Source organism: Streptomyces tremellae (assembly GCF_039540215.1).
In the GTDB taxonomy this organism is placed as follows: Bacteria; Actinomycetota; Actinomycetes; order Streptomycetales; family Streptomycetaceae; genus Streptomyces; species Streptomyces tremellae.
Map to the genome: position 1 here is coordinate 1 of NZ_BAABEP010000081.1, position 25,136 is coordinate 25,136.

Annotated in this window: 17 protein-coding genes and 1 tRNA gene; 11 read left to right on the forward strand and 7 right to left on the reverse strand. The window is 71.9% G+C overall.

The genetic code is table 11. The features are described 5' to 3' along the window. Positions 1-61: 61 nt before the first annotated feature. Positions 62-2,773: a DNA polymerase I gene (gene polA, locus ABEA77_RS31035; RefSeq protein WP_345655033.1), complete on the reverse strand. Its 2,712-nt coding sequence runs from the start codon at positions 2,771-2,773 to the stop codon at positions 62-64. 231 nt (positions 2,774-3,004) lie between these two features. On the opposite strand from polA, the gene ABEA77_RS31040 reads away from it, so the two are divergent. The 7 genes from ABEA77_RS31040 (at position 3,005) to ABEA77_RS31070 (ending at position 12,723) form a co-directional block, all read left to right on the forward strand. Beyond that, a complete protein-coding gene (locus tag ABEA77_RS31040; RefSeq protein ID WP_345655036.1) occupies positions 3,005-5,320 on the forward strand; it encodes an FdhF/YdeP family oxidoreductase in 2,316 nt (771 codons plus the stop codon). Positions 5,321-5,360: 40 nt separating this feature from the next. After that, positions 5,361-5,864 carry a hotdog fold thioesterase gene (locus ABEA77_RS31045; protein WP_345655039.1) on the forward strand — a complete coding sequence of 168 codons (504 nt, stop codon included), beginning with the start codon at positions 5,361-5,363 and terminating at the stop codon, positions 5,862-5,864. Between the two features lie 1,067 nt (positions 5,865-6,931). After that, positions 6,932-8,167, forward strand: a complete 1,236-nt coding sequence (locus ABEA77_RS31050) for a branched-chain amino acid ABC transporter substrate-binding protein (RefSeq protein ID WP_345655042.1) — start codon at positions 6,932-6,934, stop codon at positions 8,165-8,167. 176 nt (positions 8,168-8,343) lie between these two features. Then, positions 8,344-9,273 (forward strand): branched-chain amino acid ABC transporter permease, encoded by a 930-nt coding sequence (locus ABEA77_RS31055; RefSeq protein ID WP_345655045.1) that lies wholly within the window; start codon positions 8,344-8,346, stop codon positions 9,271-9,273. Between the two features lie 5 nt (positions 9,274-9,278). Next, the gene (locus tag ABEA77_RS31060) at positions 9,279-11,072 is read left to right on the forward strand and encodes a branched-chain amino acid ABC transporter permease (protein ID WP_345655071.1); all 1,794 of its coding nucleotides are present in this window, start codon (positions 9,279-9,281) and stop codon (positions 11,070-11,072) included. Positions 11,073-11,077: 5 nt separating this feature from the next. Next, entirely contained in the window at positions 11,078-12,010 is a 933-nt protein-coding gene (locus ABEA77_RS31065) for an ABC transporter ATP-binding protein (protein WP_345655048.1), read from the forward strand. Next, positions 12,007-12,723, forward strand: a complete 717-nt coding sequence (locus ABEA77_RS31070) for an ABC transporter ATP-binding protein (RefSeq protein WP_345655050.1) — start codon at positions 12,007-12,009, stop codon at positions 12,721-12,723. Before ABEA77_RS31065 ends, ABEA77_RS31070 begins: the two co-directional genes overlap by 4 nt. Before the next feature lie 99 nt (positions 12,724-12,822). On the opposite strand, the gene ABEA77_RS31075 is transcribed toward ABEA77_RS31070, so the two are convergent. After that, positions 12,823-13,467 carry an ANTAR domain-containing response regulator gene (locus tag ABEA77_RS31075; protein ID WP_345655052.1) on the reverse strand — a complete coding sequence of 215 codons (645 nt, stop codon included), beginning with the start codon at positions 13,465-13,467 and terminating at the stop codon, positions 12,823-12,825. Positions 13,468-13,559: 92 nt separating this feature from the next. Between ABEA77_RS31075 and ABEA77_RS31080 the strand changes: the two genes are divergently transcribed. Beyond that, positions 13,560-13,645: transfer RNA gene (locus ABEA77_RS31080), tRNA-Leu, on the forward strand. A gap of 78 nt (positions 13,646-13,723) precedes the next feature. Further along, on the forward strand, positions 13,724-14,515 hold the full coding sequence (locus tag ABEA77_RS31085; protein ID WP_345655054.1) for a helix-turn-helix domain-containing protein: 792 nt from the start codon (positions 13,724-13,726) through the stop codon (positions 14,513-14,515). Here ABEA77_RS31085 and pyk read toward each other — a convergent pair. The 5 genes from pyk to pepN all read right to left on the reverse strand — a co-directional run bounded on the left by pyk (position 14,512) and on the right by pepN (position 22,956). Next, positions 14,512-15,945 (reverse strand): pyruvate kinase, encoded by a 1,434-nt coding sequence (gene pyk, locus ABEA77_RS31090; protein ID WP_345655057.1) that lies wholly within the window; start codon positions 15,943-15,945, stop codon positions 14,512-14,514. The two genes, ABEA77_RS31085 and pyk, sit on opposite strands and share 4 nt — an antisense overlap. 152 nt (positions 15,946-16,097) lie before the next feature. Further along, the gene (locus ABEA77_RS31095) at positions 16,098-16,988 is read right to left on the reverse strand and encodes a hypothetical protein (protein WP_345655059.1); all 891 of its coding nucleotides are present in this window, start codon (positions 16,986-16,988) and stop codon (positions 16,098-16,100) included. 111 nt (positions 16,989-17,099) lie between these two features. Further along, positions 17,100-18,719, reverse strand: a complete 1,620-nt coding sequence (locus ABEA77_RS31100) for a SidA/IucD/PvdA family monooxygenase (protein ID WP_345655060.1) — start codon at positions 18,717-18,719, stop codon at positions 17,100-17,102. After that, the gene (locus ABEA77_RS31105; RefSeq protein WP_345655063.1) at positions 18,716-20,191 is read right to left on the reverse strand and encodes a pyridoxal phosphate-dependent decarboxylase family protein; all 1,476 of its coding nucleotides are present in this window, start codon (positions 20,189-20,191) and stop codon (positions 18,716-18,718) included. Before ABEA77_RS31105 ends, ABEA77_RS31100 begins: the two co-directional genes overlap by 4 nt. Positions 20,192-20,448: 257 nt before the next feature. Beyond that, positions 20,449-22,956, reverse strand: coding sequence for an aminopeptidase N (gene pepN, locus ABEA77_RS31110; protein ID WP_345655065.1), 2,508 nt, complete (start codon positions 22,954-22,956; stop codon positions 20,449-20,451). Between the two features lie 374 nt (positions 22,957-23,330). On the opposite strand from pepN, the gene ABEA77_RS31115 reads away from it, so the two are divergent. Both ABEA77_RS31115 and ABEA77_RS31120 read left to right on the forward strand, forming a co-directional pair. Further along, positions 23,331-24,230, forward strand: a complete 900-nt coding sequence (locus ABEA77_RS31115; RefSeq protein WP_345655067.1) for a hypothetical protein — start codon at positions 23,331-23,333, stop codon at positions 24,228-24,230. 47 nt (positions 24,231-24,277) lie between these two features. Next, positions 24,278-24,994: an ankyrin repeat domain-containing protein gene (locus ABEA77_RS31120; RefSeq protein WP_345655069.1), complete on the forward strand. Its 717-nt coding sequence runs from the start codon at positions 24,278-24,280 to the stop codon at positions 24,992-24,994. The last annotated feature ends 142 nt before the right edge of the window (positions 24,995-25,136 follow it).

The following is a 25,136-nucleotide window of genomic DNA, read 5'->3' on the forward strand; positions in this document are numbered from 1 at the left end:
GGGCGGCGTACGGGCGGCGGGCGCACCCGGAAGGGACGCCCGCCGCGCGGCCAGTGGCCGCTCAGTGCGCCGCGGACTCCCAGTCGGCGCCCGAGCCGATGGACACGTCGAGCGGGGCGCGCAGCTGGGCCGCCGCGGGCATCTCGCGGCGCAGCAGCTCCTCGACGCGCGCCCGCTCGCCGGGGGCGATCTCCAGCACGATCTCGTCGTGGACCTGGAGCAGCATCCGGGAGGTGAGGCCCTCTTCGGTCAGGGCGCGGTCGACGTTGAGCATCGCGATCTTGACGATGTCCGCCGCGGTGCCCTGGATGGGCGCGTTGAGCGCCATGCGCTCGGCGGTCTCGCGGCGCTGGCGGTTGTCGCTGTTGAGGTCGGGCAGGTAGCGGCGGCGGCCGAGCATGGTCTCGGTGTAGCCCGTGGCGCGCGCCTCGTCAACGACGCGCCGCAGGTAGTCCCGCACGCCGCCGAACCGCTCGAAGTAGTTCTCCATCAGGACGCGGGCCTCTGCCGCGTCGATGCCGAGCTGCCCGGAGAGGCCGAACGCGGAGAGCCCGTAGGCGAGTCCGTACGACATCGCCTTGATCTTGCGCCGCATCTCCGGGTCGACGGCGTCCTTGGCGACGTCGAACACCTGGGAGGCGACCGTGGTGTGCAGGTCCTCGCCCGAGGTGAACGCCTCGATGAGGCCCTCGTCCTCGGAGAGGTGGGCCATCACGCGCAGTTCGATCTGGCTGTAGTCGGCCGTCATCAGCGACTCGTACCCCTCGCCGACGACGAAGCCGCGGCGGATGGCGCGGCCCTCGTCCGTGCGGACGGGGATGTTCTGGAGGTTGGGGTCGGTGGAGGAGAGCCGGCCCGTCGCGGCGACGGTCTGGTTGAACGTGGTGTGGATGCGGGCGTCGGCGGCGATGGTCTTGATCAGGCCCTCGACCGTGACGCGCAGCTTGGCCTGCTCCCGGTGGCGCAGCATGATCACCGGCAGTTCCTGCTCGGTCTGCGCGGCGAGCCAGGCGAGGGCGTCGGCGTCGGTGGTGTAGCCCGTCTTGGTCTTCTTCGTCTTCGGCAGGCCGAGCTCGCCGAAGAGGACCTCCTGGAGCTGTTTGGGCGAGCCGAGGTTGAACTCGTGGCCCGCGGCGGCGTGCGCCTCCTTCACGGCCTGCTGCACCGCCCCGGCGAACTGCTGCTCCATGGCCTCCAGATGGGCCCGGTCGGCGGCGATGCCGTGTCGTTCGAGGCGGGCGAGCATGGCGGACGTGGGCAGCTCGATCTCGGTCAGCAGGCCGGCGGCTCCGACCTCGGCGAGCCGCTCGGTGAACGCGTCCCCGAGGTCGAGGACGGCGCGGGCCTGCGCCATCAGCGCCTCGGCCTCCGCCTGCTCGTCGGTGCCGAAGGCGAGCTGCCCGTCCGCGGCGGCCGGCGGGCTCAGCTCGCGGCCCAGGTACTCGACGGCGAGGGAGTCGAGCGCGAAGGAACGGCGGCCCGGCTTGACGAGGTAGGCGGCGAGCGCGGTGTCCATGCCGACGCCGGCGACGTGCCAGCCGTGCTCGGGGGCGACCCGCATGAGGTTCTTGGCGCCGTGCAGGACCTTCGGGCGGTCGGCGTCGCCGAGCCATGCGGCGAAGGCGCGCTCGTCGGCCTCGTCGAGCTGGGTGGTGTCGAACCAGGCGGCCGGACCCCCGGCGGCGGCCAGGGCGACCTCGCTGATGTTGCCCGTGCCGAGCGCCCAGGTGTCGACCGTGGCGACACCGAGGGGTTCGGCGCCGTGCTCGGCGAGCCAGGGTGCGAGCTCCCCCGTGGACAGGGAGGACCCGTCGAGCTCGACGCCCGCGGCGGGCGCGGGCGGCTCCGCCTCGGCCGCGCCGGGGTCGACGGCGAGGAGCCGCTCGCGCAGGCTGGGGTTGCGGATCTCCAGCACTTCCAGCACGCCCGTGAGCGCGCTGCGGTCGTACGGGGCGCGGGCCAGGTCGGCCACGGACTTCGGCAGCGGCACGTCCTTGACCATCTCGGTGAGGCGGCGGTTGAGCTTCACCGATTCGAGGTGGTCGCGGAAGTTCTGCCCGGCCTTGCCCTTCACCTCCTCGGCGCGCTCGACCAGTCCGGCGAACGAGCCGAACTGGTTGATCCACTTGGCGGCGGTCTTCTCGCCGACGCCCGGGATGCCGGGGAGGTTGTCCGAGGGGTCGCCGCGCAGCGCCGCGAAGTCGGGGTACTGCGCGGGGGTCAGCCCGTACTTCTCGTGGACCTTCTCCGGGGTGTAGCGGGTGAGCTCGGAGACGCCCTTGGTGGGGTAGAGCACCGTGGTGTGGTCGCTGACCAGCTGGAAGGAGTCCCGGTCGCCGGTGACGATCAGGACCTCGAAGCCCTCGGCCTCGGCCTGGGTGACGAGCGTCGCGATGATGTCGTCGGCCTCGAAGCCCTCGACGGCGAAGCGCTCCGCGTGCATCGCGTCGAGCAGCTCGCCGATGAGCTCGACCTGTCCCTTAAACTCGTCAGGGGTCGTGGAGCGGTTCGCCTTGTACTCGGGGAACTCCCCGGAGCGCCAGGTCTTCCGCGACACGTCGAACGCGACGGCGAAGTGCGTAGGCGCCTCGTCGCGCAGCGTGTTCGCCAGCATCGACGCGAAGCCGTAGATGGCGTTGGTCGGCTGCCCCGACGCGGTGGTGAAGTTCTCCGCGGGCAGCGCGAAGAACGCCCGGTACGCCAGGGAGTGCCCGTCCATGAGGAGCAGGCGCGGACGGTCTTGCGGGGTCTTCTTCGATGCTGTCTCAGCCACGCGTCCGATCCTGCCACGCCCCACCGACATTCCCGACCGCCGCCGGTGCGCCGCGGGCGGCGGCCGCCCGGCGCGGGGGCCGCCGCTCTCCCCCGGTGAGCCACGTCACATCGGGGCGCCGGATCCGGCGCCCACCCCGTGGGACCATTGAATATTGTAGACAGTTCGCGCCATCCGGCCCTGTCCGGTGCGGGTTCCCCCACCCGGAGCCCGGCAGAGAGTGAGAGCACCATGGTCAGCAAGCCCCCCGCGGAGGACCCTGCCCAGGACGCGCCGCGGATCAGCCCGCCGAAGCACGCAGCCGCCGGCATCCCCGCCGTACGCCACAGCCTCCAGATCGCGCAGCGGCAGATGGGCGCGGCCCGCACCGCCCGTACGCTCCTCAAGGTCAACCAGAAGAACGGCTTCGACTGCCCGGGCTGCGCCTGGCCCGAGGGCGAGCACCGGCACATCGCCGAGTTCTGCGAGAACGGCGCCAAGGCGGTCGCCGAGGAGGCGACCGTGCGCCGGGTGACGCCGGAGTTCTTCGCCGCGCACCCGCTGTCCGACCTGGCCACCCGCAGCGGCTACTGGCTGGGGCAGCAGGGCCGCATCACCGAGCCCGTGCTGTTGGAGCGGGGCGAGGACCCGCAGGCGGACGGCCACTACCGGCCGGTCTCCTGGGAACGCGCCTTCGAGATCATCGCGGAGGAGCTGCGCGCCCTCGCCTCCCCCGACGAGGCCCTCTTCTACACCTCGGGCCGCACGAGCAACGAGACGGCGTTCCTGCTGCAGCTGTTCGCCCGCGAGTTCGGCACGAACAACCTGCCCGACTGCTCCAACATGTGCCACGAGTCGTCGGGTTCCGCGCTCACGGAGACCATCGGCGTCGGCAAGGGCAGCGTCTCCCTGGAGGACCTGCACCGCGCCGACCTCATCGTGGTGGCGGGCCAGAACCCCGGTACCAACCACCCGAGGATGCTCTCCGCCCTGGAGAAGGCGAAGGCCGCGGGCGCGAAGATCATCTCCGTCAACCCGCTGCCGGAAGCGGGACTCGAACGGTTCAAGAACCCGCAGACCGCGAAGGGCGCCCTCAGGGGCGCCGCCCTCACCGACCTGTTCCTCCAGATCAGGATCGGCGGCGACCAGGCCCTGTTCCGGCTGCTCAACAAGCTGATCCTGGAGACCCCGGGCGCCGTCGACCAGGAGTTCGTGGACGAGCACACCCACGGCTTCGACGACTTCGCGAAGGTCGCGCGCGACGCCGGCTGGGACGAGACGCTCGCCGCCACCGGCCTCACCCGCGAGGCGATCGAGCAGGCGCTCGACCTGGTGCTCGCCTCGAAGCGCACCATCGTCTGCTGGGCCATGGGCCTCACCCAGCACAAGCACTCCGTGCCGACCATCAGGGAAGTCGTCAACTTCCTGCTGCTGCGCGGCAACATCGGCCGCCCCGGTGCCGGGGTCTGCCCGGTGCGCGGCCACTCCAACGTGCAGGGCGACCGCACCATGGGCATCTTCGAGCGGCCCGCCCCCGAGTTCCTCGACGCCCTCGACCGCGAGTTCTCCATCACCTCGCCGCGCCACCACGGTTACGACGTCGTACGGGCCATCGAGGCGATGCGCGACGGCGCCGCCAAGGTCTTCTTCGCGATGGGCGGCAACTTCGTGGCGGCCACCCCCGACACCGACGTCACCGAGGCGGCCATGCGCACCACCCGCCTCACCGTGCACGTCTCCACCAAGCTCAACCGCTCCCACGCCGTGACCGGCGCCCGCGCCCTGATCCTGCCGACACTCGGCCGCACCGACCGCGACGTGCAGGCAGGCGTCCGGCAGGTGGTGACGGTGGAGGACTCCATGGGGATGGTCCACGCCTCCCGGGGCAACCTGCCGCCCGCCTCCCCGCACCTGCTGTCCGAGCCCGCCATCGTCGCCCGGACGGCGCGTGCCGTCCTCGGCGCGGCGTCCCGCACCCCGTGGGAGGAGTTCGAGCGGGACTACGCGGCGATCCGCGACCGCATCGCCCGGGTCGTCCCCGGCTTCGAGGACTTCAACCGGCGGGTCGCCGACCCGAACGGCTTCGCGCTGCCGCACGCGCCGCGCGACGAACGCCGCTTCCCCACCGCCACCGGCAAGGCCAACTTCACCGCGGCGCCCGTGGAGGTTCCCGAGGTGCCGCCCGGACGGCTGCTGTTGCAGACCCTGCGCTCCCACGACCAGTACAACACCACGATCTACGGCCTCGACGACCGCTACCGCGGCATCACGGACGGCCGCCGCGTCGTGCTGGTCAACCCCGAGGACGCGCGCGAACTCGGCCTCGCGGACGGCGCGTACACCGACCTCGTCAGCGAGTGGAAGGACGGCGTGGACCGCCGCGCCCCGCACTTCCGCGTCGTCCACTACCCCACGGCCCGCGGCTGCGCCGCCGCGTACTACCCGGAGACGAACGTGCTGGTCCCGCTGGGCTCCACCGCCGACACCAGCAACACACCCGCGAGCAAGTCCGTGGTCGTGCGGTTCGAGTCCGCGGCGCGGACCGCGGGCGGCACGTCTGGTAAGTAGGGGGGAGCCACACACCACGCACAGGATCGGAGCCGGGCCCATGGCCGACACGTACGAGACCGGCAGGACGGACGAGCCGTCCGGCACGCCGGGACCGAAGCTGCCGCAGGACATCGTCGACGAGTACGCGGCGCTCGGCACCGACCTGCCCGCGCTGTTCTCCGCGGGCCACCTCGGCGTCCGGATGGGCATCGAGATCACGGAGGCGTCCGCGGACCGCGTCGTCGGCACCATGCCCGTCGAGGGCAACACGCAGCCGTACGGGCTGCTGCACGGCGGCGCGTCCGCGGTACTCGCCGAGACCCTCGGCTCCGTGGGCGCCATGCTGCACGGCCGCAGTGGCAAGATCGCGGTCGGCGTCGACCTCAACTGCACGCACCACAGGGGGCTCTCCTCCGGCACCGTGACCGGGGTCGCGACCCCGGTGCACCGCGGGCGGTCGACCACCACGCACGAGATCGTCATCAGCGACGAGGAGGGCAGGCGCGTGTGCACCGCGCGCCTCACCTGCCTGCTGCGGGACGCCCCCGCGCCCAAGCAGTAGGCGCGACACGCCCTTGGGCGCCGGAGCGGATCATCTTCCGCTCCGGCGCCGCCTGTTGTGTCACCGAAGGTGACCGCATGCGGTTCTCCAGGGCGACCACGCCCCACCGGGACCCGGCCTGTCACGGCGGCGGAAGCGGGCCCGCGGCGCGCGGCGTCGGGCCCGCTTCCGGCGCCGCGACAGGCCGGGGGCCCGAGCCGGAGGGATCAGTTCCGCACCCGGGCGGCACACCGCGCACCACCGCGGACCCCACCGCCCCGTGCGACGCCGCCGGTGGCACACGCCCCCTGCGCCACCGCAGGGCCGCGGCACCGCCCGCGTGCTCCTGCCCGGCGGGCTGGCCGCTGTCCGCACCCCCGCACCGACCAGCACGTTCCGACGAGACGCGGAGGCCGGGACAGATCCGCGCCGCCGACCACCGCGGCCTCACCGCCCCCACCCGGCCCGGAAAACACACCGCCACACCCACTCTGCACGGCACCGCCGCCCCGCCCCCCTCGGCCACCGCGCGGGACGTACGCCGCCCCTTCACAGGACCCGCCATCCGCAGCAGTCCCGCCGCACCCTTCACCGTGGCCGAACGGCACCCGTGCGACGCGGCGTTGACGATCACCGGGCAGACTGCGCCGCCGTGCCGCCCGATGTCCGAATACCTTTCCTGGACGTAACACTGCGTTACAGGAGCGACATACGGAACCCCACCGAACCACGGGAGCGCCCCTCCGCCACCGACACCACCGCCCACCGCGCTCCCCCTGCGGGCGACAGCAGCATGATCGGCCCAAGCCCCTTAGCGGAACTGGGCGTTCTCAGGATGTGAACACAGAGTCGCTGTACGGAAACACCCGATCTGCCCACACTGTGCCCCCGCCGTCTCCGCCGGGTCATAACAAGAAAGTCACAGCATCGGTCCGCTGGGCGCCCGAGGTGTCCCATCTCGCCTAGAGTCACGCCCAGTTACCGCGCCGCCGGGCGCGTTCATTTCGAGACCCGGTGCCACCCCGTACGACCCGGCGAGACATCCGGCCACCTCGTCTGAGGCGGCCGGGCCAGGGAGAGGATCTACCGTGCGACAGCGTTCCACACTCATACTCACCGCGGTGCTCACCACCGGAGCACTCACCCTCACCGCCTGCGGGTCGCGCGACAGCAAGGACTCCGGCAGCGGATCGAGCGGCTCCGGCGGCAACACCACCGTCACCATCGGCGTCGACGCGCCCCTCACCGGGCAGAACTCCGCCACGGGCCTCGGCCTCCAGTACGGCGTGCAGATCGCCGCCGACCAGGCCAACGCCAAGAAGACCGTGCCCGGCGTCACCTTCAAGGTCAAGGCGCTCGACGACAAGGCACTGCCCGCCACCGGCCAGCAGAACGCCACCCAGCTCGTCGCCGACAAGACCGTCATCGCCACCGTGGGACCGCTCAACTCCGGTGTCGCGACCAACATGCAGCAGGTCTTCGACAGCGCCAACATGGTCGAGATCTCGCCCGCCAACACGGCGCCCGAGCTCACCCAGGGCAAGAACTGGCAGACCGGCAAGAAGGTCCGCCCCTTCAAGACGTACTTCCGCACCGCCACCACCGACGCCCTCCAGGGCGGCTTCGCGGCCCAGTACGCCAGCGAGAACCTCAAGAAGAAGAAGGCCTTCGTCGTCGACGACAAGCAGACCTACGGCTCCGGCCTGGCGAAGCTGTTCAAGCAGAACTTCCTCAAGGACGGCGGGAAGGTCGTCGGCGAGGACCACGTCAACACCGGCGACAAGGACTTCTCCACCCTCGTCACCAAGATCAAGAACTCCGGCGCCGACATCCTCTACTACGGCGGCCAGTACGACGAGTCCCAGCTGATCACCAAGCAGCTCAAGGACGTCGGCGCCAAGATCCCGCTCATGGGCGGCGACGGCATGTTCTCCGACACCTACATCAAGACCGCGGGCAAGGAGTCCGAGGGCGACCTCGCCACCTCCGTCGGCGCGCCCCTCGACACCGAGCCCGCCGCCAAGGACTTCATCGCCACCTACAAGTCCAAGAAGTACCCCGGCGACTACAGCACCTATGGCGGCTACTCCTTCGACGCGGCCAGCGCGATCATCAACGCCGTCGGCAAGATCGCCAAGGACGGCAAGCTGCCCTCCGACGCCCGCCAGCAGCTCATCACCGCCGTCCAGGACAGCGACTTCCAGGGCATCGCGGGCCCCGTCAAGTTCGACCAGTACGGCGACACCGCCAACAAGCAGCTGACCGTCTACCAGGTCACCAACGGCAAGTGGAAGGCCGTCAAGAGCGGCACCTTCAACGGCTGACCGGCCCCCACGGGGCACCCGGCGCCACGCCGAACACACCACATACAGCCCCACCGTGCGCCCGGTACCGCAGCACAGCGGCACCGGGCGCACCGGAACTCGGCGCGCCCCGAGCAGCGGGCCGCGCCGGGCCCCCGCCCGCACACACCACACCTGAAACACATGGAGGCCATGCGGTGAACACCCTGCCGCAGCAGCTGGCCAACGGGCTGTTCCTCGGCTCGATGTACGGGCTGATCGCCATCGGCTACACGATGGTGTACGGCATCGTCCAGCTCATCAACTTCGCCCACGGCGAGATATTCATGACCGGAGGCTTCGGCGCACTCACCGTCTGGCTCTGGCTCCCCCACGGCACATCCATGTGGATAGCCGTCCCCCTCATGCTCGTCGGCGGGGCCCTCGTCGCCGTCCTCATCGCCGTCGGCGCCGAACGCTTCGCCTACCGGCCCCTGCGCGGTGCACCACGGCTCGCACCGCTCATCACCGCCATCGGCCTCTCCCTGGCGCTCCAGCAGATCGTCTTCAACCTCTACCCCGACGCCAAGTCCAACCGGCCCTTCCCCCAACTCCCCTTCGGCCCCTACCACCTTGGCTCCATCAACATCCAGAGCGGTGACGTCTTCCTCATCGCCGCCGGCGTCGTCTGCATGACCGGGCTCGCCTTCTTCGTCAGGACCTCCCGCACCGGCCGCGCCATGCAGGCCACCGCCCAGGACCCCGACACCGCGCGCCTCATGGGCATCAACACCGACCGCATCATCGTGGTCGCCTTCGCCATCGGCGGCCTCTTCGCCGCCGTCGCCGGCATCTCCTACGGATTCAAGTACGGCAACGTCGACTACTCCATGGGCTTCCAGGCCGGCCTCAAGGCCTTCACCGCCGCCGTGCTCGGCGGCATCGGCAACATCTACGGCGCCATGCTCGGCGGCGTCGTCCTCGGCCTCGCCGAGGCCATGGCCACCGCCTACATCTCCGACATCCCCGGCATGGAGCAGTTCGGCGGCCAGGCATGGGCATCCGTCTGGGCGTTCATCCTCCTCATCCTCGTACTCCTGCTGAGGCCCCAAGGGCTGCTCGGCGAGCGCGTCGCGGACAGGGCGTGACCACCATGACCACCACCACAGCAGCACAGCACACCCCGGCACCCGAGACCGGCAGCCAGGGCCCCGGCGCCCTCCCCCTGCCCGAGCGGGCCGCGGAGGCACTCGTCCTCGCCGGCGGACTCGGCACCATCGTCTCCGCCTTCATGTCCTGGACCTGGACCAGCGACTTCCCCGGCGACCTCACCGTCTACGGATACCCCGCGGGCCTCCAGATCATCGCCCTCGTCGCCGGAGCCCTCACCCTTCTGTTCGGACTCGGCCGCCGCCACATCCGCGGCCTCGGCTGGCTCAACCCGGCCCGCTCCGCCAACCCGGTCTTCCTCGCCGCTCTCGCCGCGTTCGTCGTCACCTGGTTCAGCGCCCTCGCCATCGCCATCGACCTCGGCGGCCTCGTCAACCTCGACCCCGGCGCCTACGTCGCCGCCGCCGCCGGCCTGATCGCCGTCCTCGGAGCCCTCGGACTCCCCCACGAGGGCACCAACGTCAAGGCGTACTTCACCAAGGCCGACCACATCCCGCGCGCCGCGCTGCCCGCCCCCTGGGCCCAGCGCGTCATCATCACCCTCTGCGCCGCCCTCGCCCTCGTCGCCTTCAGCTACGGCATCGGCATCGACGACGACGACAGCGAAACCTTCATCGGCTTCGCCCTCCTCGTCATCTTCGCCGCCTGGGCCCTCAACGCCGCAGGACTCTTCGAGCGGTTCTCCGAACTCAACGGCCGCCACAAGGGATTCGCCACCGGCATGGCCTTCCTCGCCGCCGTGGCCTTCCCCTTCACCCAGAGCGACGACCACAACGCCAACCTCGGCGTCAACATCCTGATCTTCGGCACCGTCGCCCTCGGCCTCAACATCGTCGTCGGCCTCACCGGCCTCCTCGACCTCGGCTACGTCGCCTTCCTCGGCGTCGGCGCCTACGCCGCCGCCCTCGTCTCCGGCAGCCAGTACTCCAGCATCCACATCCAGTTCCCGTTCTGGGCCGCCGTCCTCACCGGCATGGCCGCCTCCCTCGTCTTCGGCGTCCTCATCGGCGCACCCACCCTCCGCCTCCGCGGCGACTACCTCGCCATCGTCACCCTCGGATTCGGAGAGATCTTCCGCATCGCCGTCAACAACCTCGACGGCAGCTCAGGCCCCGACGTCACCAACGGACCCAACGGCATCTCCAACATCCCCGACCTCAACCTCTTCGGCTTCAACTTCGGGAACGCGCACGACCTCGGCGGCTTCACCATCGGCCGCTTCGCCAACTACTTCTTCCTCATGCTGCTGTTCACCGCGATCGTGGTGTTCGTCTTCAAACGCGCCGCGGACAGCCGCATCGGCCGCTCCTGGGTCGCCATCCGCGAGGACGAGACCGCCGCCACCGCCATGGGCATCAACGGCTTCCGCGTCAAGCTCATCGCCTTCGCACTCGGCGCCACCCTCGCGGGACTCGCCGGCACCGTCAGCGCCCACGTCACCTACAGCGTCGTACCCACCCCGTACCAGTTCGCCGGCGCCGCCCCGCCCAACTCCGCGTTCCTCCTCGCCGCCGTCGTCCTCGGCGGCATGGGCACCGTCGGCGGCCCCATCCTCGGAGCCGTACTCCTCTACCTCATCCCCGAGAAGCTCGGCTTCCTCCAGAACTACGAACTCCTCGCCTTCGGCATCGCGCTCATCCTCCTGATGCGCTTCCGCCCCGAAGGCATCATCCCCAACCGGCGCCGCCAGCTCGAATTCCACGAGACCGGCCAACTCGACGTCCCCGAAGACGGGCTCCCCGCGGGCACCGTCGGTGTCACCAAGGCGGAGGCATAACGACCATGAGCACCACCGCCACCGCCACCGGCGCGCCCGCCGCCACCACCGTGCTGAACGCCACCGACGTCACCATGCGCTTCGGCGGCCTCACCGCCGTGCGCTCCGTCGGCCTCACCGTCGACAGCGGCGAGATCGTCGGCCTCATCGGCCCCAACGGCGCAGGCAAGACCACCTTCTTCAACTGCCTCACCGGGCTCTACGTCCCCACCGAAGGACGCGTCACCTACAAGGGCACCGTCCTGCCGCCCAAGCCCCACCTCGTCACCAAGGCAGGCATCGCCCGCACCTTCCAGAACATCCGCCTCTTCGCCAACATGACCGTCCTGGAGAACGTCCTCATCGGACGCCACACCCGGACCAAGGAAGGACTCTGGTCCGCGATCCTGCGCGGCCCCGGCTTCCGCAAGGCAGAGGCCGCCTCCCGCGAACGCGCCATGGAACTCCTGGAGTTCACCGGCCTCCAGGACAAGGCGGACCACCTCGCGCGCAACCTCCCCTACGGCGAGCAGCGCAAGCTCGAAATCGCCCGCGCCCTCGCCAGCGACCCCGGGCTCCTCCTCCTCGACGAACCCACCGCGGGCATGAACCCGCAGGAGACCCGCGCCACCGAGGAACTCGTCTTCGCCATCCGCGACCAGGGCATCGCCGTCCTCGTCATCGAGCACGACATGCGGTTCATCTTCAACCTCTGCGACCGCGTCGCCTGCCTCGTCCAGGGCGAGAAGCTCGTCGAAGGCACCCCCGAGGTCGTCCAGGCCGACGAACGCGTCGTCGCCGCCTACCTCGGCACGCCCTACGAGGAAGCCCCCGCGAAAGACCCCGCAGACCCGGCGGACACCGCCACCGACAGCACCCGAAGCACCACCGACACCACCAGCACCGACGACACCGCCGCCCCCGCCGCGCACGACACACCGGACGGAGACGACCGATGACCGCACTCCTCGAAGTCGAAGACCTCAAGGTCGCCTACGGCAAGATCGAAGCCGTCAAGGGCATCAGCTTCTCCGTCGAGGCCGGCCAGGTCGTCACCCTCATCGGCACCAACGGCGCCGGCAAGACCACCACCCTGCGCACCCTCTCCGGGCTCCTCAAGCCGTCCACGGGACGCATCACGTTCGACGGGAAGCCCCTCAACGGCGTACCCGCCCACAAGATCGTCGCGCTCGGCCTCGCCCACTCCCCCGAGGGCCGGCACATCTTCCCCCGCCTCACCATCGCGGAGAACCTCCTCCTCGGCGCGTTCCTCCGCACCGACAGGGCAGGCATCGAGAAGGACGTCCAGCGGTCCTACGACCTCTTCCCCATCCTGGGCGAACGCCGCAAACAGGCCGCAGGCACCCTCTCAGGCGGCGAACAGCAGATGCTCGCCATGGGACGCGCCCTGATGTCCCAGCCCAAGCTGCTCATGCTGGACGAGCCCTCCATGGGCCTCAGCCCCATCATGATGCAGAAGATCATGGCGACCATCGCCGAACTCAAGTCGCGCGGCACCACCATCCTGCTCGTCGAGCAGAACGCCCAGGCCGCGCTCTCCCTCGCCGACCAGGGACACGTCATGGAGATCGGCAACATCGTCCTGTCCGGCACCGGACAGGACCTCCTCCACGACGAGTCCGTCCGCAAGGCCTACCTCGGCGAGGACTGAGCGGACACCGGCCCGCCACCGGCACCGCACACGAAGAGGCCCGCCCCGGAACCACGTCCGGAGCGGGCCTCGCCGCACCCGCCGCACCGCGCGGACGGGCTACTTCGCCTTCTTCTCCTCGGCGTCCTGGATGACCGCCTCGGCGACCTGCTGCATCGAAAGGCGCCGATCCATCGACGTCTTCTGGATCCACCGGAACGCCGCGGGCTCGGTCAGTCCGTACTGCGTCTGGAGAATGGACTTCGCGCGGTCCACCAGCTTCCGCGTCTCCAGCCGCTGGGTGAGATCCGCGACCTCCTTCTCCAGCTCCCGCAGCTCGGTGAAGCGCGACACCGCCATCTCGATCGCCGGCACCACGTCCGACTTGCTGAACGGCTTCACCAGATACGCCATCGCCCCGGCGTCCCGCGCCCGCTCCACCAGGTCGCGCTGCGAGAACGCCGTCAGCATCAGCACCGGCGCGATCGACTCCGCGGCGATGCGCTCCGCCGCGGAGATCCCGTCGAGCACGGGCATCTTCACATCGAGGATCACCAGGTCGGGCCGGTGCTCCCGGGCCAGCTCCACGGCGCGCTCCCCGTCCCCGGCCTCGCCGACGACGGAGTAGCCCTCCTCTTCGAGCATCTCCTTGAGGTCGAGACGGATCAGTGCCTCGTCCTCCGCGATGACGACACGCGTCGTCAGCGGCGGGACATGGGCCTTGTCGTCGTCCTCGACGGGCTGTGGCGAGTCGGGGGTGGTCACGGGGCTCCTCGATTCACGGCGGGGCGGTGCTCTCCATGAGCCTACCTAGCTGCGGTGCCGAGATGTCACCCGGTACACTGCTGACCAGTCGGGCCGGGTTGGTGGAAGGGTATACACGGAAGTCTCAAACACTTCTGCCCGAAAGGGCTTGCGGGTTCGAATCCCGCACCCGGTACCAAGGAAGCGGATGTCCACGTTCTCGTGAACATCCGCTTTTTCGCTGTTCAACGCAACCTGCGCCACTCAGAGTGTTCACATGAACACCCACGGAACAGCTGTACGAGACAAGGCCCTGGCAATGCTGTACGGCGGCACCACGAACGTCGAGGTAGCGCGCCACCTCGGGGTGCCCCGCGGCACCGTCGGCTACTGGCTGCACCGGGACCGCGCCAGACGCGGGGAGTGTCCGGGCAGGGGCGGCGGCGCACCCTGCCCGCGCTGCGACCGCCGCGCTCTGGACGAGGCCGCGTACGCCTATCTCCTCGGCCTCTACCTCGGCGACGGGCACATCAGCCACTACGCGAAGCACAGGTCCCCCAGCCTGATGATCACCTGCGGAAATGACTGGCCCGGCCTCCAGGACCTGTGCGAGGCCGCGATGCACGCGGTGCTGCCGGACAACGCCACCTGCCGGGTGCGGCAGCGCGGGTGCGTCAACATCAAGGTCTACTCGAAGCACCTGCCCTGCCTCTTCCCCCAGCACGGCCCCGGCAGGAAGCACGAGCGGCGGATCGCCCTTGAGGAGTGGCAGCAGGCGGTCACGGACGCGTATCCGTGGGACTTCGTCCGGGGGCTCGTGCACTCCGACGGGTGCCGGGTGACCAACTGGACCGAGAGGGTCATCGGCGGCGTCCGGAAGCGGTACGAGTATCCGCGGTACTTCTTCACGAACCGCTCCGCCGACATCCGCACGCTCTACACCGAGGCCCTCGACCGCGTGGGCGTCGCCTGGAAGTCCTGCCACCAGCGGCGTGACGTGCAGAACATTTCCGTCGCGCGACGGGACGCCGTCGCGCTGATGGACGCCCACGTGGGGGCGAAGCGCTAGCGCGGACTGTCGTCCTCGCCGACGTGGTGGACGCGGACGAGGTTGGTGGTGCCGGGGACGCCGGGCGGGCTGCCCGCGGTGATCACGACGGTGTCGCCGCGGCGGCAGCGGCCGAGCCTGAGGAGCATCTCGTCGACCTGGGCGACCATCGCGTCGGTGGTCTCGACCCGCGGGCCGAGGAAGGTCTCGACGCCCCAGACGAGGGTGAGTTCGGCCTGGGTCGCGGGGTCGGGGGTGAAGACGAGGAGCGGGATGGGCGAGCGGTAGCGTGCGAGCCGCTTGGCAGTGTCTCCCGACTGGGTGAAGGCGACGAGGAAGTCGGCGCCGAGGAAGTCGCCCATCTCGGCGGCGGCGCGGGCGACGGCGCCGCCCTGGGTGCGGGGCTTGGTGCGCTCGGTGAGGGGCGGGAGGCCCTTGGCGAGTACGGTCTCCTCCGCGGCCTCGACGATGCGCGCCATGGTGCGGACGGCCTCTACGGGGTGGGCGCCGACGCTGGTCTCGGCGGACAGCATGACGGCGTCGGTGCCGTCGATGACGGCGTTCGCGACGTCGGAGGCCTCGGCGCGGGTGGGCCGGGAGTTCTGGATCATCGATTCCAGCATCTGCGTGGCGACGATGACGGGTTTCGCGTTGCGCCTGCCGAGCGTGATGGCGCGCTTCTGGACGACGGGGACCTCTTCGAGGGGCATCTCCACGCCGAGGTCGCCGCGGGCGACCATGATGCCGTCGAAGGCGGCGACGACGGCGTCGATGTTCTCGACGGCCTGGGGTTTCTCGATCTTGGCGATGACGGGTCGCCGTACGCCTTCCTCGGCCATGATGCGGTGGACGGGGGCGATGTCGTGGGCGTCCCGTACGAAGGAGAGCGCGATGGTGTCCGCCCCGGCGCGCAGGGCCCAGCGGAGGTCGTCGGCGTCCTTGTCGGAGAGCGCGGGGACGGAGACGGCGACGCCGGGGAGGTTGAGGCCCTTGTGGTCGGAGACCATGCCGCCTTCGAGGACGGTGGTGTGGACGCGGGGCCCTTCGACTGCGGTGACCTCCAGGGCGACCTTGCCGTCGTCGACGAGGATGCGTTCACCGGCTGTGACGTCGGTGGCGAGTCCTTGGTGGGTGGTGGAGCAGGTGGTGCCGTCGCCTTCGTGGGGGTCGACGGTGATGGTGAAGGTGTCGCCGCGTTCGAGCAGTACGGGGCCTTCGCGGAATCGGCCGAGCCGGATCTTCGGACCTTGGAGGTCGGCGAGGATTCCGACGCTGCGGCCGGCTTCTTCGGCGGCCTTGCGTACGCGCTGGAGGCGGTCCTCGTGGTCGGCGTGGGTGCCGTGGCTGAGGTTGAGGCGCGCGATGTCCATTCCGGCGTCGACCAGGGCTTTGATCTGGTCGTACGAGTCGGTCGCGGGGCCCAGGGTACAGACGATTTTCGCTCGGCGCATACACCGAGCGTAAACCTTACCCGGCGGTAGGGACTTGGACCCGCGTGGCTGCTCAACAACCTTTGCGTGAAGCCTTGTTGTCAGGTACCGAAGTGTGCGGAAGGCCGCTCCGATGAGCGTCTCGGAGGGCCTTTCGTCACTTTCCGTGGCGCTCAGTAGGAGGCGAGGATCTGCTCGGTCTTGAAGGCGTTCTCCGGCAGCAGCCAGCCGTGCGCGTCGAGTGCGTCCTCCAGGTCGCCGCGGAGGGCGACGGCCTGGGCCAGGGTGGTGGCGTCCGCGCTGAGCTCGACCCAGTACGGGCTGTCGGCGGGCGTGCCGCGCATCGGTGTGACCTGGAGTTCGGCGGTGTGGCCCGCGACGGTGGCCGGGTAGTCGGTCTGGACGACGGGGCCGTAGATGTGGGCGCCGGCGAGGACGTCCTTGGCGAAGTTTTTGGCGCCGAGGTCGTCGAGCTTGCCCGGCAGGTCGTGGACGACGTCGTCGCGGGCGTCGGCGGGGCTGGGGAGTTGTCCGCTGCCGAGGCCGTCCGCGTCGGCCTTCTTGCCGTCGGAGAAGTCGAGGGTGGCCTTGTCGTAGCTGAGGTCGACCTGGGCGTCGTAGTCGTCCTCGCCGGCGTCGAAGGAGTCGTCCGCGGCCCGGTCGAGGGCGTCGGCGAGGGCGTTCGCGTCGGTGCCGTCGCCGGCGATGTCGTACCGCTTCTTGTAGGTCTCCTTGACCTGGTCGTCGGTGTCGTCGTGGCGTACGCGGACGCTCCAGCCCTGGTCGTGCAGTTGGCGGCTGTCGGAGTCGAGGTACTCGGCGGCCTCGGTTCCGGAGGCCGCGCCAAGGCGGAGTGCGCTGCCGGCCCCGGCGAGCGGGGTGCCGTCCGCGGTGAGGACCTGGGCGGGGTCGAGCAGCAGCTTGATCTGGACGGTGGGCTTGGCGGGCTCGGCCGCGGGGGCGGGTTGGGCCCAGGCGGCGGCGAGCGCGGCGGCCGCGGTGACGACGCCGAGCCGGAGGTAACGGTGGGGGCGGGGGGCTGCGTTCCGGTGCGCACGGGTCATGCCGTGATCGAACCGGGGGTGGGGAAACGGTCCGTCACGGCGGCCCCAACACCCGCTGAACACTCGGCACCCGGCCCTCGCGGCGGGCCGGTGGCTGTGGGTCAGGTCACGTCATGCGGGTTCGACGAGGGGGACGAGGCGGAGGGGTGCGGGCTCCCCGCGGTGCCGTGCCGGGTCGTCGAGCCCGAAGGTGGTGAAGGCGGTGCGGCGGGGCTGCGGGTAGGCGGGGCCCCCAGTGAGGTGGTTGAGGATGGTGGCGCTGCGCCAGGCGGCGAGCCCGAGGTCGGGACTGCCGACGCCGTGGGCGTGGGCGCCGGCGTTCTGGACGTAGACGGAGCCGCTGACGGCCGGGGCGAGGACCATGCGGTGGTCGCCGTCGATGCGGGGGCGCCCGGCGGAGTCGCGGCGGATGTGGGCGTCGAGTCCGGCGAGCAGCCGGTCGGCGGGGCGTTCGCGGTAGCCGGTGGCGAGGACGACGGCGTCGGTGGTGAGGCGGGTGCGGCTGCGCTGCTGGAGGTGTTCGAGGTGGAGTTCGACCCGGGTGGTCGCGACGCGTCCCGCGGTGCGGACGCGGACGCCGGGGGTGAGGGTGGCGTCGGGCCAGCCGCCGTTCAGGGTGCGGCGGTAGAGCTCGTCGTGGATGGCGGCGAGGGTGTCGTGGTCGATGCCCTTGTGCAGTTGCCACTGCCGGGGTACGAGGCCGTCCCTGGTGTGTTCGGGCAGCTGGTGGAAGTAGTGGGTGTAGTCGGGGGTGAAGTGTTCGAGGCCGAGCTTGGAGTACTCCATGGGGGCGAACGCCTCGGTGCGGGTGAGCCAGTGGAGGCGTTCCGCGCCGGCGGGGCGGGCGCGCAGCAGGTCGAGGAAGACCTCGGCGCCCGACTGGCCGGAGCCGATGACGGTGACGTGTCCTGCGCGCAGCAGCCGGTCGCGGTGGCGGAGGTAGTCGGATGAGTGGATGACGGGGACCGCGGGGTCGCCGGCGAGCGGGCTGAGCGGTTCGGGGATGTGGGGTGCGGTGCCGATACCGAGGGCGATGTTGCGGGTGTACGCGCGGCCGAGGGCCTCGGCTTCGCCTTCGGCGTCGAGTTGGGTGAAGTCGACTTCGAACAGGGCGCGTTCGGTGTTCCAGCGGACAGCGTCGACCTGGTGTCCGAAGTGCAGTCCTGGCAGGTGGGCGCTGACCCAGCGGCAGTAGGCGTCGTATTCGGCGCGGTCGATGTGGAAGCGCTCGGAGAAGTAGAAGGGGTAGAGGCGGTCGACGGAGCGCAGGTAGCTGAGGAAGGACCAGGGGCTGGCGGGCTGGGCGAGGGTGACGAGGTCGGCGAGGAAGGGGACTTGGAGGGTGGCGCCCTCGATGAGGAGGCCGGGGTGCCAGGTGAAGGCGGGGTTCTGCTCGTAGAAGGCGGTCTCGATGCGGCCGGGTACGCCGTCGGCGAGGGCGGCGAGCGAGAGGTTGAAGGGGCCGATGCCGATGCCGACGAGGTCCTTGGGCCGCTCCCCCGCGGGCGCGCCGGATGGTGTGTCCCGCTGGGCCGGGGCGGTGCGGGTGGTGTGGGGTGTGTCCCGCTGGGCCGCGGTGGGGGTGGCGGGTGGTGTGTTCTGCGGCGCGGAGTGCGATGTGTTGTGCCGTGTCCCGGCGGCGGGGCGCGGGGTCACCGGTTCGTCCCGCGGGCCCCCGGCGGGTCCCGGGGTGGCGGGGGTGTGGCGCGGTGGCGGGGTGGTGCCGGTCATCGGGGGGTGCTGCCTTCCACGAGGGTGTCGGCGAGGCGCTCCACACGGGTGAGGAGCGCGCCGAGGTCGTCGGGGGTGGTGTGGGGGTTGAGGAGGGTGGTCTTGAGCCAGAGCCTGCCGCCTGCGCGGGCGCGGCCGAGCACGGCGGCGCCCTCGGTCAGCAGGGTGCGGCGGACGGCGGCGACGGTGGTGTCGGGCAGGGGGGTGTCGCCGGGGCCCGTGGGCCGGAACAGCACGGTGGTGAGGGTGGGTGTCTCGTACAGTTCGAGCCGCGGGTGTTTGGCTATGGCCTCGGCCAACTCCTGTGCGCTGTCGCAGAGGTGGTCGACGAGTGCGCCGAGTCCTGTGCGGCCGAGGGCGCGCAGGGTGACGGCGATCTTGAGGATGTCGGGGCGCCGGGTGGTGCGCAGGGAGCGGCCGAGGAGGTCGGGGAGGCCCGCTTCGGTGTCGTCGTCGGCGTTGAGGTAGTCGGCGGTGTGTTCGAGGGGGGCGAGCAGGGTGGTGTCGGGGACGGCGAGGAGTCCGGCCGCGACCGGCTGCCAGCCGAGTTTGTGCAGGTCGAGGGTGACGGTGTGGGCGCGGGCCAGCCCGTCGAGCAGGTGGGCCCTGCGGGGGCTGAACAGGAGCGGCGCGCCGTAGGCGGCGTCGACGTGGAACCGCGCGCCGTGCCGGGCGCAGAGGTCGGCGATGGCGGGCAGGGGGTCGATGGCGCCGGTGTCGGTGGTGCCCGCGGTGGCGGCGACGAGGAGGGGGCCGCGCAGGGTGGTGAGGGCGTCGTCGAGCGCGGCGAGGTCGAGGGTGCCGCCGGGCGCGGGGACGGTGACGGGTTCGGGGAGGCCGAGGAGCCAGGCGGCGCGGGTGACGGAGTGGTGGGTGTGTTCTCCGGTGACGACCTGGACGCCGCCGCCGGTGCGGGCGTGTGCCTCGCGGGCGAGGAGGAGGGCGAGTTGGTTGGACTCGGTGCCGCCGGTGGTGACGAGGGCGTCGGGGGAGGGCGCGTGGCCGGGGGTGGCGGCGCGGTAGACCTCGGCGGCGAGGGCGCGGGTGACGAGGGCTTCGAGGGCGGCGGCGGCCGGGGCCTGGTCCCAGGAGTCGAGGGACTGGTTGAGTGCGGAGGCCGCGAGGTCGGCGGCGACGGCGACGGCGAGGGGCGGGGTGTGCAGGTGGGCGGCGCACAGCGGGTGCCCGGGGTCGGCGGCGCCCGCGGCCATGCTGTGGACGAGGGCGGTGAGGGCTTCGCCGGCGCCGGCGCCGTGTTCGGGCAGGACGGGGGTGGCGGCGGCCAGCACGTGGGCGGCGGTGGCCTCGGGGCCGCCGGCGGGCAGGGGTCTGCCGCGGCGTTCCGCGGCGCCGGAGGCGAGGGCGTCGAGGACGGTGGCGACGAGGGGGCGCAGCGCGTCGGGGCCGTGGGTGCCGCCCGCGAGCGGCGGCAGGGAGCTGCCGGGGGTCGGGGGGTGCGGCGGGGTGGTCATCCTGGTCCTTCTGCGTGGTCGGCGTCACCGTGCCCAACGACCGGCACCCGGATGGGGTATTGCCCTGGCGGGTTTTGTACGGCTCCGCGTGGCGGGCCGGGGACGGTGCCCGGTGCGGGTGGTGGCGCGCGCGCCGGCGGGGCGGGCGCCGCCACGGCCCGGGGGTGGCGGGGTGCGGGAGTGCGTGGGCGGGGCCGTGCGGTACGGCCTGCCCGGCCGGGCCCGGGGCCGCGGCGGGCTGCCGCGGCCCCGGCGGGTCAGCCGGTGCTCGCCTCCCTGACGCGCAGGGCGCGGCGCAGGTCGTCGAGTTGGTCGACGAGTTTGCGGCGCAGGGCGGGGAGCACGCCGTCGTCGTCGAGGCACGCGGCGCCGAGCCGCAGTGTGTTCTCGTCGACGGCGTGGGCGGGGAAGGCGTGGCGGCCGGCGGCCGCGGCGATGGCGGGGCCCCTGCGGGCGGCGAGCGCGACGGCGGCGGGGAAGTAGCGGGGGACGAAGTCGGTGAGGAGGTCGGCCTGTTCGGGTTGCCAGAAGCCCTGCGCGGTGGCGGTGAAGAGGTAGTTGGACAGGTCGTCGCCGTCGAAGAGGCGGGCCCAGGCGGCTTCCTTGGCCTCGGGGTCGGGCAGCGCGGCGCGGCAGCGTGCGGCGCCTTCGTGGCCGCCTGCGCTGGGGTCGCGGGCGAGTTCGGCCGCGATGTCCTTCTCGGTGGCGGCGCCGAGGACGGCGAGGCGGGTCAGGACGCGCCAGCGCAGTTCGCGGTCGAGTTCGGGGCCGCCGGGGACGTGTCCGCTGTCGAACCAGTCCTGGATTCCGTCGGGTTGGGTGGCGACGTCGATGAAGTGGCGTACGGCGGTGAGCCGCAGTCCTGGGTTGTTGCCGTCCTCGGTGCGGCGGATGAGGTCGCGGCAGAGCGCGGTGAGGGTGGCGAGGGCGGCGTGGCGCTTCTCGGGGAGGGTGTAGCTGTCGGCGATCTGGCCGCAGGCGAAGGCGAGTACGCCCTGGACGACGGCGAGGTCGGTCTCGTGCGGGAGGTGGTTCCTCGCGGCGTCGAGGTAGACGTCGGGGACGAGTTCGCCGTCGCGGACCATGTCGCGTGCGGCGTTCCACACCACGGCGCGGGTGAGGGGGTCGGGCACGGCGGAGAGCGAGGTGAGCGCGGTGTCCCAGGACGCGGGGTCGAGGCGGATCTTGGTGTAGCTGAGGTCGCCGTCGTTGAGCACGAGGAGCGCGGGGCGGCGGCCCGGGAGGGTGGTGGGGGCGCTGTCGCCGTCGGCGGGGACGTCGGTCTCGAAGCGGTCGCGTGCGACGAGGCGCCCGGCGTCGACGATGTCGTGGTCGTAGGCGGCGACGGCGATGCGGTGGGGGCGGTTGCCGCGGTGGGCGGCGGTGAGGGTCCAGTCGGTCGCGGTCGCGGTGGTGCGGGGGGTGAGCGTGTCGACGCCGGTGGTGCGCAGCCAGGCGGCGGCCCAGGCGTGGACGTCGCGGTCGGTTGCGGCGGCGAGGGAGTCGACGAAGTCGGCGAGGGTGGCGTTGCCGTACTTGTGGCGGGAGATGTGCCGGTTGACCCCGGCGAGGAAGTCCTTCTCGCCGAGCCAGGCGACGAGTTGGCGCAGGGCGGAGGCGCCCTTGGCGTAGGAGATGCCGTCGAAGTTGAGCAGGGCGGAGGCGGTGTCGGGCACGGCGCCGGGCTCGGGGGCGACGGGGTGGGTGCTGGGGCGCTGGTCGGAGTCGTAGCCCCACGGTTTGCGGCCGACGGCGAAGTCGACCCAGGTGTCGGTGAAGCGGGTGGCTTCGGAGAGGGTCTGGTAGCCCATGTACTCGGCGAAGGACTCGTTGAGCCAGATGTCGTCCCACCAGGCGAGGGTGACGAGGTCGCCGAACCACATGTGGGCCATCTCGTGGGCGATGACCATGCCGCGGCTCTGGCGTTCGGTGTCGGTGACGGCGGAGCGGTAGATGTACTCGTCGCGGAAGGTGACGAGTCCGGGGTTCTCCATGGCGCCGGCGTTGAACTCGGGGACGAACGCCTGGTCGTAGGAGTCGAAGGGGTAGGGCTCCGTGAACTTCTCGTGGTAGCGGTCGAAGCAGGCGCGGGTGAGGGAGAGGATCTCGTCGGCGTCCTCGCCGAGGTGGGGGGCGAGGGAGCGGCGGCAGTGGATGCCGAAGGGGATGCCTGCGTGCTCGGTGCGCACGGAGTGCCAGGGGCCTGCGGCGACGGCGACGAGGTAGGTGGAGATGAGGGGGGTGGTGGCGAGGGTCCAGTGGCCGCCGCCGGTGTGGGTGGCGATGCCGTTGCCGAGGACGGTCCAGTTCTCGGGGGCGGTGACGGCGACGTCGAAGACGGCCTTGAGGTCGGGCTGGTCGAAGGCGGCGAAGACGCGCTGCACGTCGTCCATGAACAGCTGGGTGTAGAGGTAGGTCTCACCGTCGGTGGGGTCGGTGAAGCGGTGCATGCCCTCGCCGGTGCGGGAGTAGTGCATGTCCGCGTCGACGCGCAGCTCGTGTTCGCCCGGCGTGAGCGCGGTGAGGGGGTAGCGGTCGCCGGTGAGCGCCGCGGGGTCGAGGGGTCGGCCGTCGAGGGTGAGGGCGCGCAGGGTGGCGGGCTTGAGCTCGACGAAGGTGTCCCCGGCCGCACGCGCGGTGAAGTGGATGACGGTGCGGGAGTCGAAGGTCTCGCTGCCGGTGGTGACGTCGAGGGCGACGGCGTACCGGTGGACGTCGATCAGCTGTGCTCGGGTTCGCGCTTCGTCGCGCGTCAGTACGGACATGGGCCCATGCTGCCCGATGTCGGGCGGGCCGCGCAGTACGGTTCCGCGCTCCGCTGCCGGGCGCTGCGGGCGGTGACGGAGGGTGCGCGGGGCGTACGGTCACGAGGCGCGCGCGGGCTCGTGCGGCGTGGTGTGCGGGTGCGTGTCCTGGCGCACGGCGCCGCGTGTCCGGCCCGGTGGCGTTCGGGGTCGGTCCTGCGGCGTACGGCCGCGTTTCCCGCCCGGTGGCGTGCGGGGGGTGCGCGCGTGCGGTCCCGGGGCGGGGTGGCGGTCGGCGGCGCGGGCGGGGCGGCGCCGTAGAGTGGGGGCGGCTGGCCGCCTCCGGGGGACATGGACCGGGATGGCCCGCACACGGCGGGCGTAGGGGGTAGGGCGTGACGAACGGCAGTGGCGCCGGCGTGGTGCACGGGTTCCCGCATCTCGACACGGCGCGGGAGGCCATCACCGCGCTGTACCGGCGGCTGACGCCGGACGGCGTCCTCGCCCACGCGGCGAGCGTGGCCCCGGCGGACGTGGCGTTCGCCGACGCGGACGACCTGCACCTGGGCACGCAGCGGGTGGCGCGCGCTCTGGTGGCGCAGCTGGGGCTGCCGGACGCGCGGGTGATCGTGAGCTTCCGGGAGATGACACACGCGGCGAGCGTGGAGCTGACGGCGGGGCCCGAGTACTTCGTGGAGCTGAACGACCGGTTCCGCAGGCACAGGCGGGACATCGGGGCGGCGCTGGCGCACGAGATCACGCATGTGCTGCTGCACCGGCTCGGCCTGTCGTTCCCCGGGACGCGGGCGAACGAGATCCTGACGGACACGGTGACGACGTATCTGGGCGCGGGCTGGCTGCTGCTCGACGCGTACCGGGAGGACCGGGACTCCAGCCAGAAGCTCGGCTATCTGACGCCAGAGGAGTTCGGGTACGTGCTGGCGAAGCGCGCGGCGGTGTTCGGGGAGGACCCGCGGATCTGGTTCACCAGCCCGCAGGGGTACGAGGCGTACACGCGGGGCGCGGCGCGTGCGCTGCGCGACGAGCGGCAGCCGCCGCTGACGACGGCGGGACGTGCGGGCAGGCACCGGTACGTGCGGGAGCGCAGGTACGCGCTCGACCACCCGGGGGCGCCGGGCGACCCGGCGGCTCCGTACGCGTTCGAGGCGCTCGGGGACGGGCCGCGGGTGGCGTTCGCTTGCCCGACGTGTCACCAGCGGATCCGGGTGCCGGTGCGCGGGCGGGTCAGGGCACGGTGCGGGCTGTGCCGCACGGTGCTGGAGTGCGACACGTGAGGCTCCGGGGAGGTCCCGGGGCGGCCACGGGATCCTGAGACGGCGAGATGCGCGAGGAACTGTTCGCGGCGGTGTACGGGGGCGCCGACGACGTCCTGGTGGGGCTGGTGCGCGCCGACGCGGCGGGCGCGGTGGCGGCGGTGGACGGCGAGGGGCACACCGCCCTGTACGCGGCGGCGGTCGCCGACCGGCCCTCGGCGGTGCGGCTGCTGCTCGCGGCGGGCGCGGATCCGCGGGCCGCGTGCGGCGAGGGCGGCGGCGACCTGCCGTTGTGCGGGGCGGCGAGCGGCGGCCACACGGAGGTGGTGCGGGCGCTGCTCGCGGCGGGCGCGGACCCGGACGGGCGGGAGGCGTACGGCTTCACGGCGGTGGCGTGGGCCGCGGTGCAGGGGTTCGGCGACACCCTCGACGCGCTGCTCGAAGGGGGCGCGGACCCGGATCTGCCGGGTCCCGGAGGGGAGTTGCCGCTGGTGCTCGCGGCGCGGCGGGGTTCGGCGCGCGCGGTGCGGGCGCTGCTCGGTACGGCGCGGGCGCCGCGGGCCGCGGCGGGCGCGAGGCGGCGCTCGCCGAGGCGCGGGGCCGGCTGGGCCTCGACGTGGAGCGGGAGTTGCGGGAGGAGCTGGCCGCCGCGTACGGGGACGGCTTCGAGACGGTCGTGCGGCGGACGGTGGCGGACGGCGCGGAGACGGTGGCGGTGGAGCTGCTGCGGGACGGGGTGCCGGTGGCGGGCCGGGCCGCGGGGACGGGGCACGCGGCGGTGGTGACGGTGCTCGAAGGGGCGCTGGGGGTGCGGACCGGGCACGAGGAGCTGGCGGGGCGCGCGCTCGGCTGCGGGGACCCGGGGCTCGACGACTGGCGTGAGGCGGTGGCGGCGCTGGTGTCGCTGCCTGCTGAGGAAACGTTTCA

What these genes read in the sequence shown, in the direction of transcription:
- ABEA77_RS31040 (WP_345655036.1), top strand. Translation starts at nt 3,005, where the DNA reads ATGGTCAGCAAGCCCCCCGCGGAGGACCCTGCCCAGGACGCGCCGCGG.
- ABEA77_RS31045 (WP_345655039.1), top strand. Translation starts at nt 5,361, where the DNA reads ATGGCCGACACGTACGAGACCGGCAGGACGGACGAGCCGTCCGGCACG.
- ABEA77_RS31060 (WP_345655071.1), top strand. Translation starts at nt 9,279, where the DNA reads ATGACCACCACCACAGCAGCACAGCACACCCCGGCACCCGAGACCGGC.
- ABEA77_RS31065 (WP_345655048.1), top strand. Translation starts at nt 11,078, where the DNA reads ATGAGCACCACCGCCACCGCCACCGGCGCGCCCGCCGCCACCACCGTG.
- ABEA77_RS31070 (WP_345655050.1), top strand. Translation starts at nt 12,007, where the DNA reads ATGACCGCACTCCTCGAAGTCGAAGACCTCAAGGTCGCCTACGGCAAG.
- ABEA77_RS31085 (WP_345655054.1), top strand. Translation starts at nt 13,724, where the DNA reads ATGAACACCCACGGAACAGCTGTACGAGACAAGGCCCTGGCAATGCTG.
- pyk (WP_345655057.1), bottom strand. Translation starts at nt 15,945, where the DNA reads ATGCGCCGAGCGAAAATCGTCTGTACCCTGGGCCCCGCGACCGACTCG.
- ABEA77_RS31095 (WP_345655059.1), bottom strand. Translation starts at nt 16,988, where the DNA reads ATGACCCGTGCGCACCGGAACGCAGCCCCCCGCCCCCACCGTTACCTC.
- ABEA77_RS31100 (WP_345655060.1), bottom strand. Translation starts at nt 18,719, where the DNA reads ATGACCGGCACCACCCCGCCACCGCGCCACACCCCCGCCACCCCGGGA.
- ABEA77_RS31105 (WP_345655063.1), bottom strand. Translation starts at nt 20,191, where the DNA reads ATGACCACCCCGCCGCACCCCCCGACCCCCGGCAGCTCCCTGCCGCCG.
- pepN (WP_345655065.1), bottom strand. Translation starts at nt 22,956, where the DNA reads ATGTCCGTACTGACGCGCGACGAAGCGCGAACCCGAGCACAGCTGATC.
- ABEA77_RS31120 (WP_345655069.1), top strand. Translation starts at nt 24,278, where the DNA reads ATGCGCGAGGAACTGTTCGCGGCGGTGTACGGGGGCGCCGACGACGTC.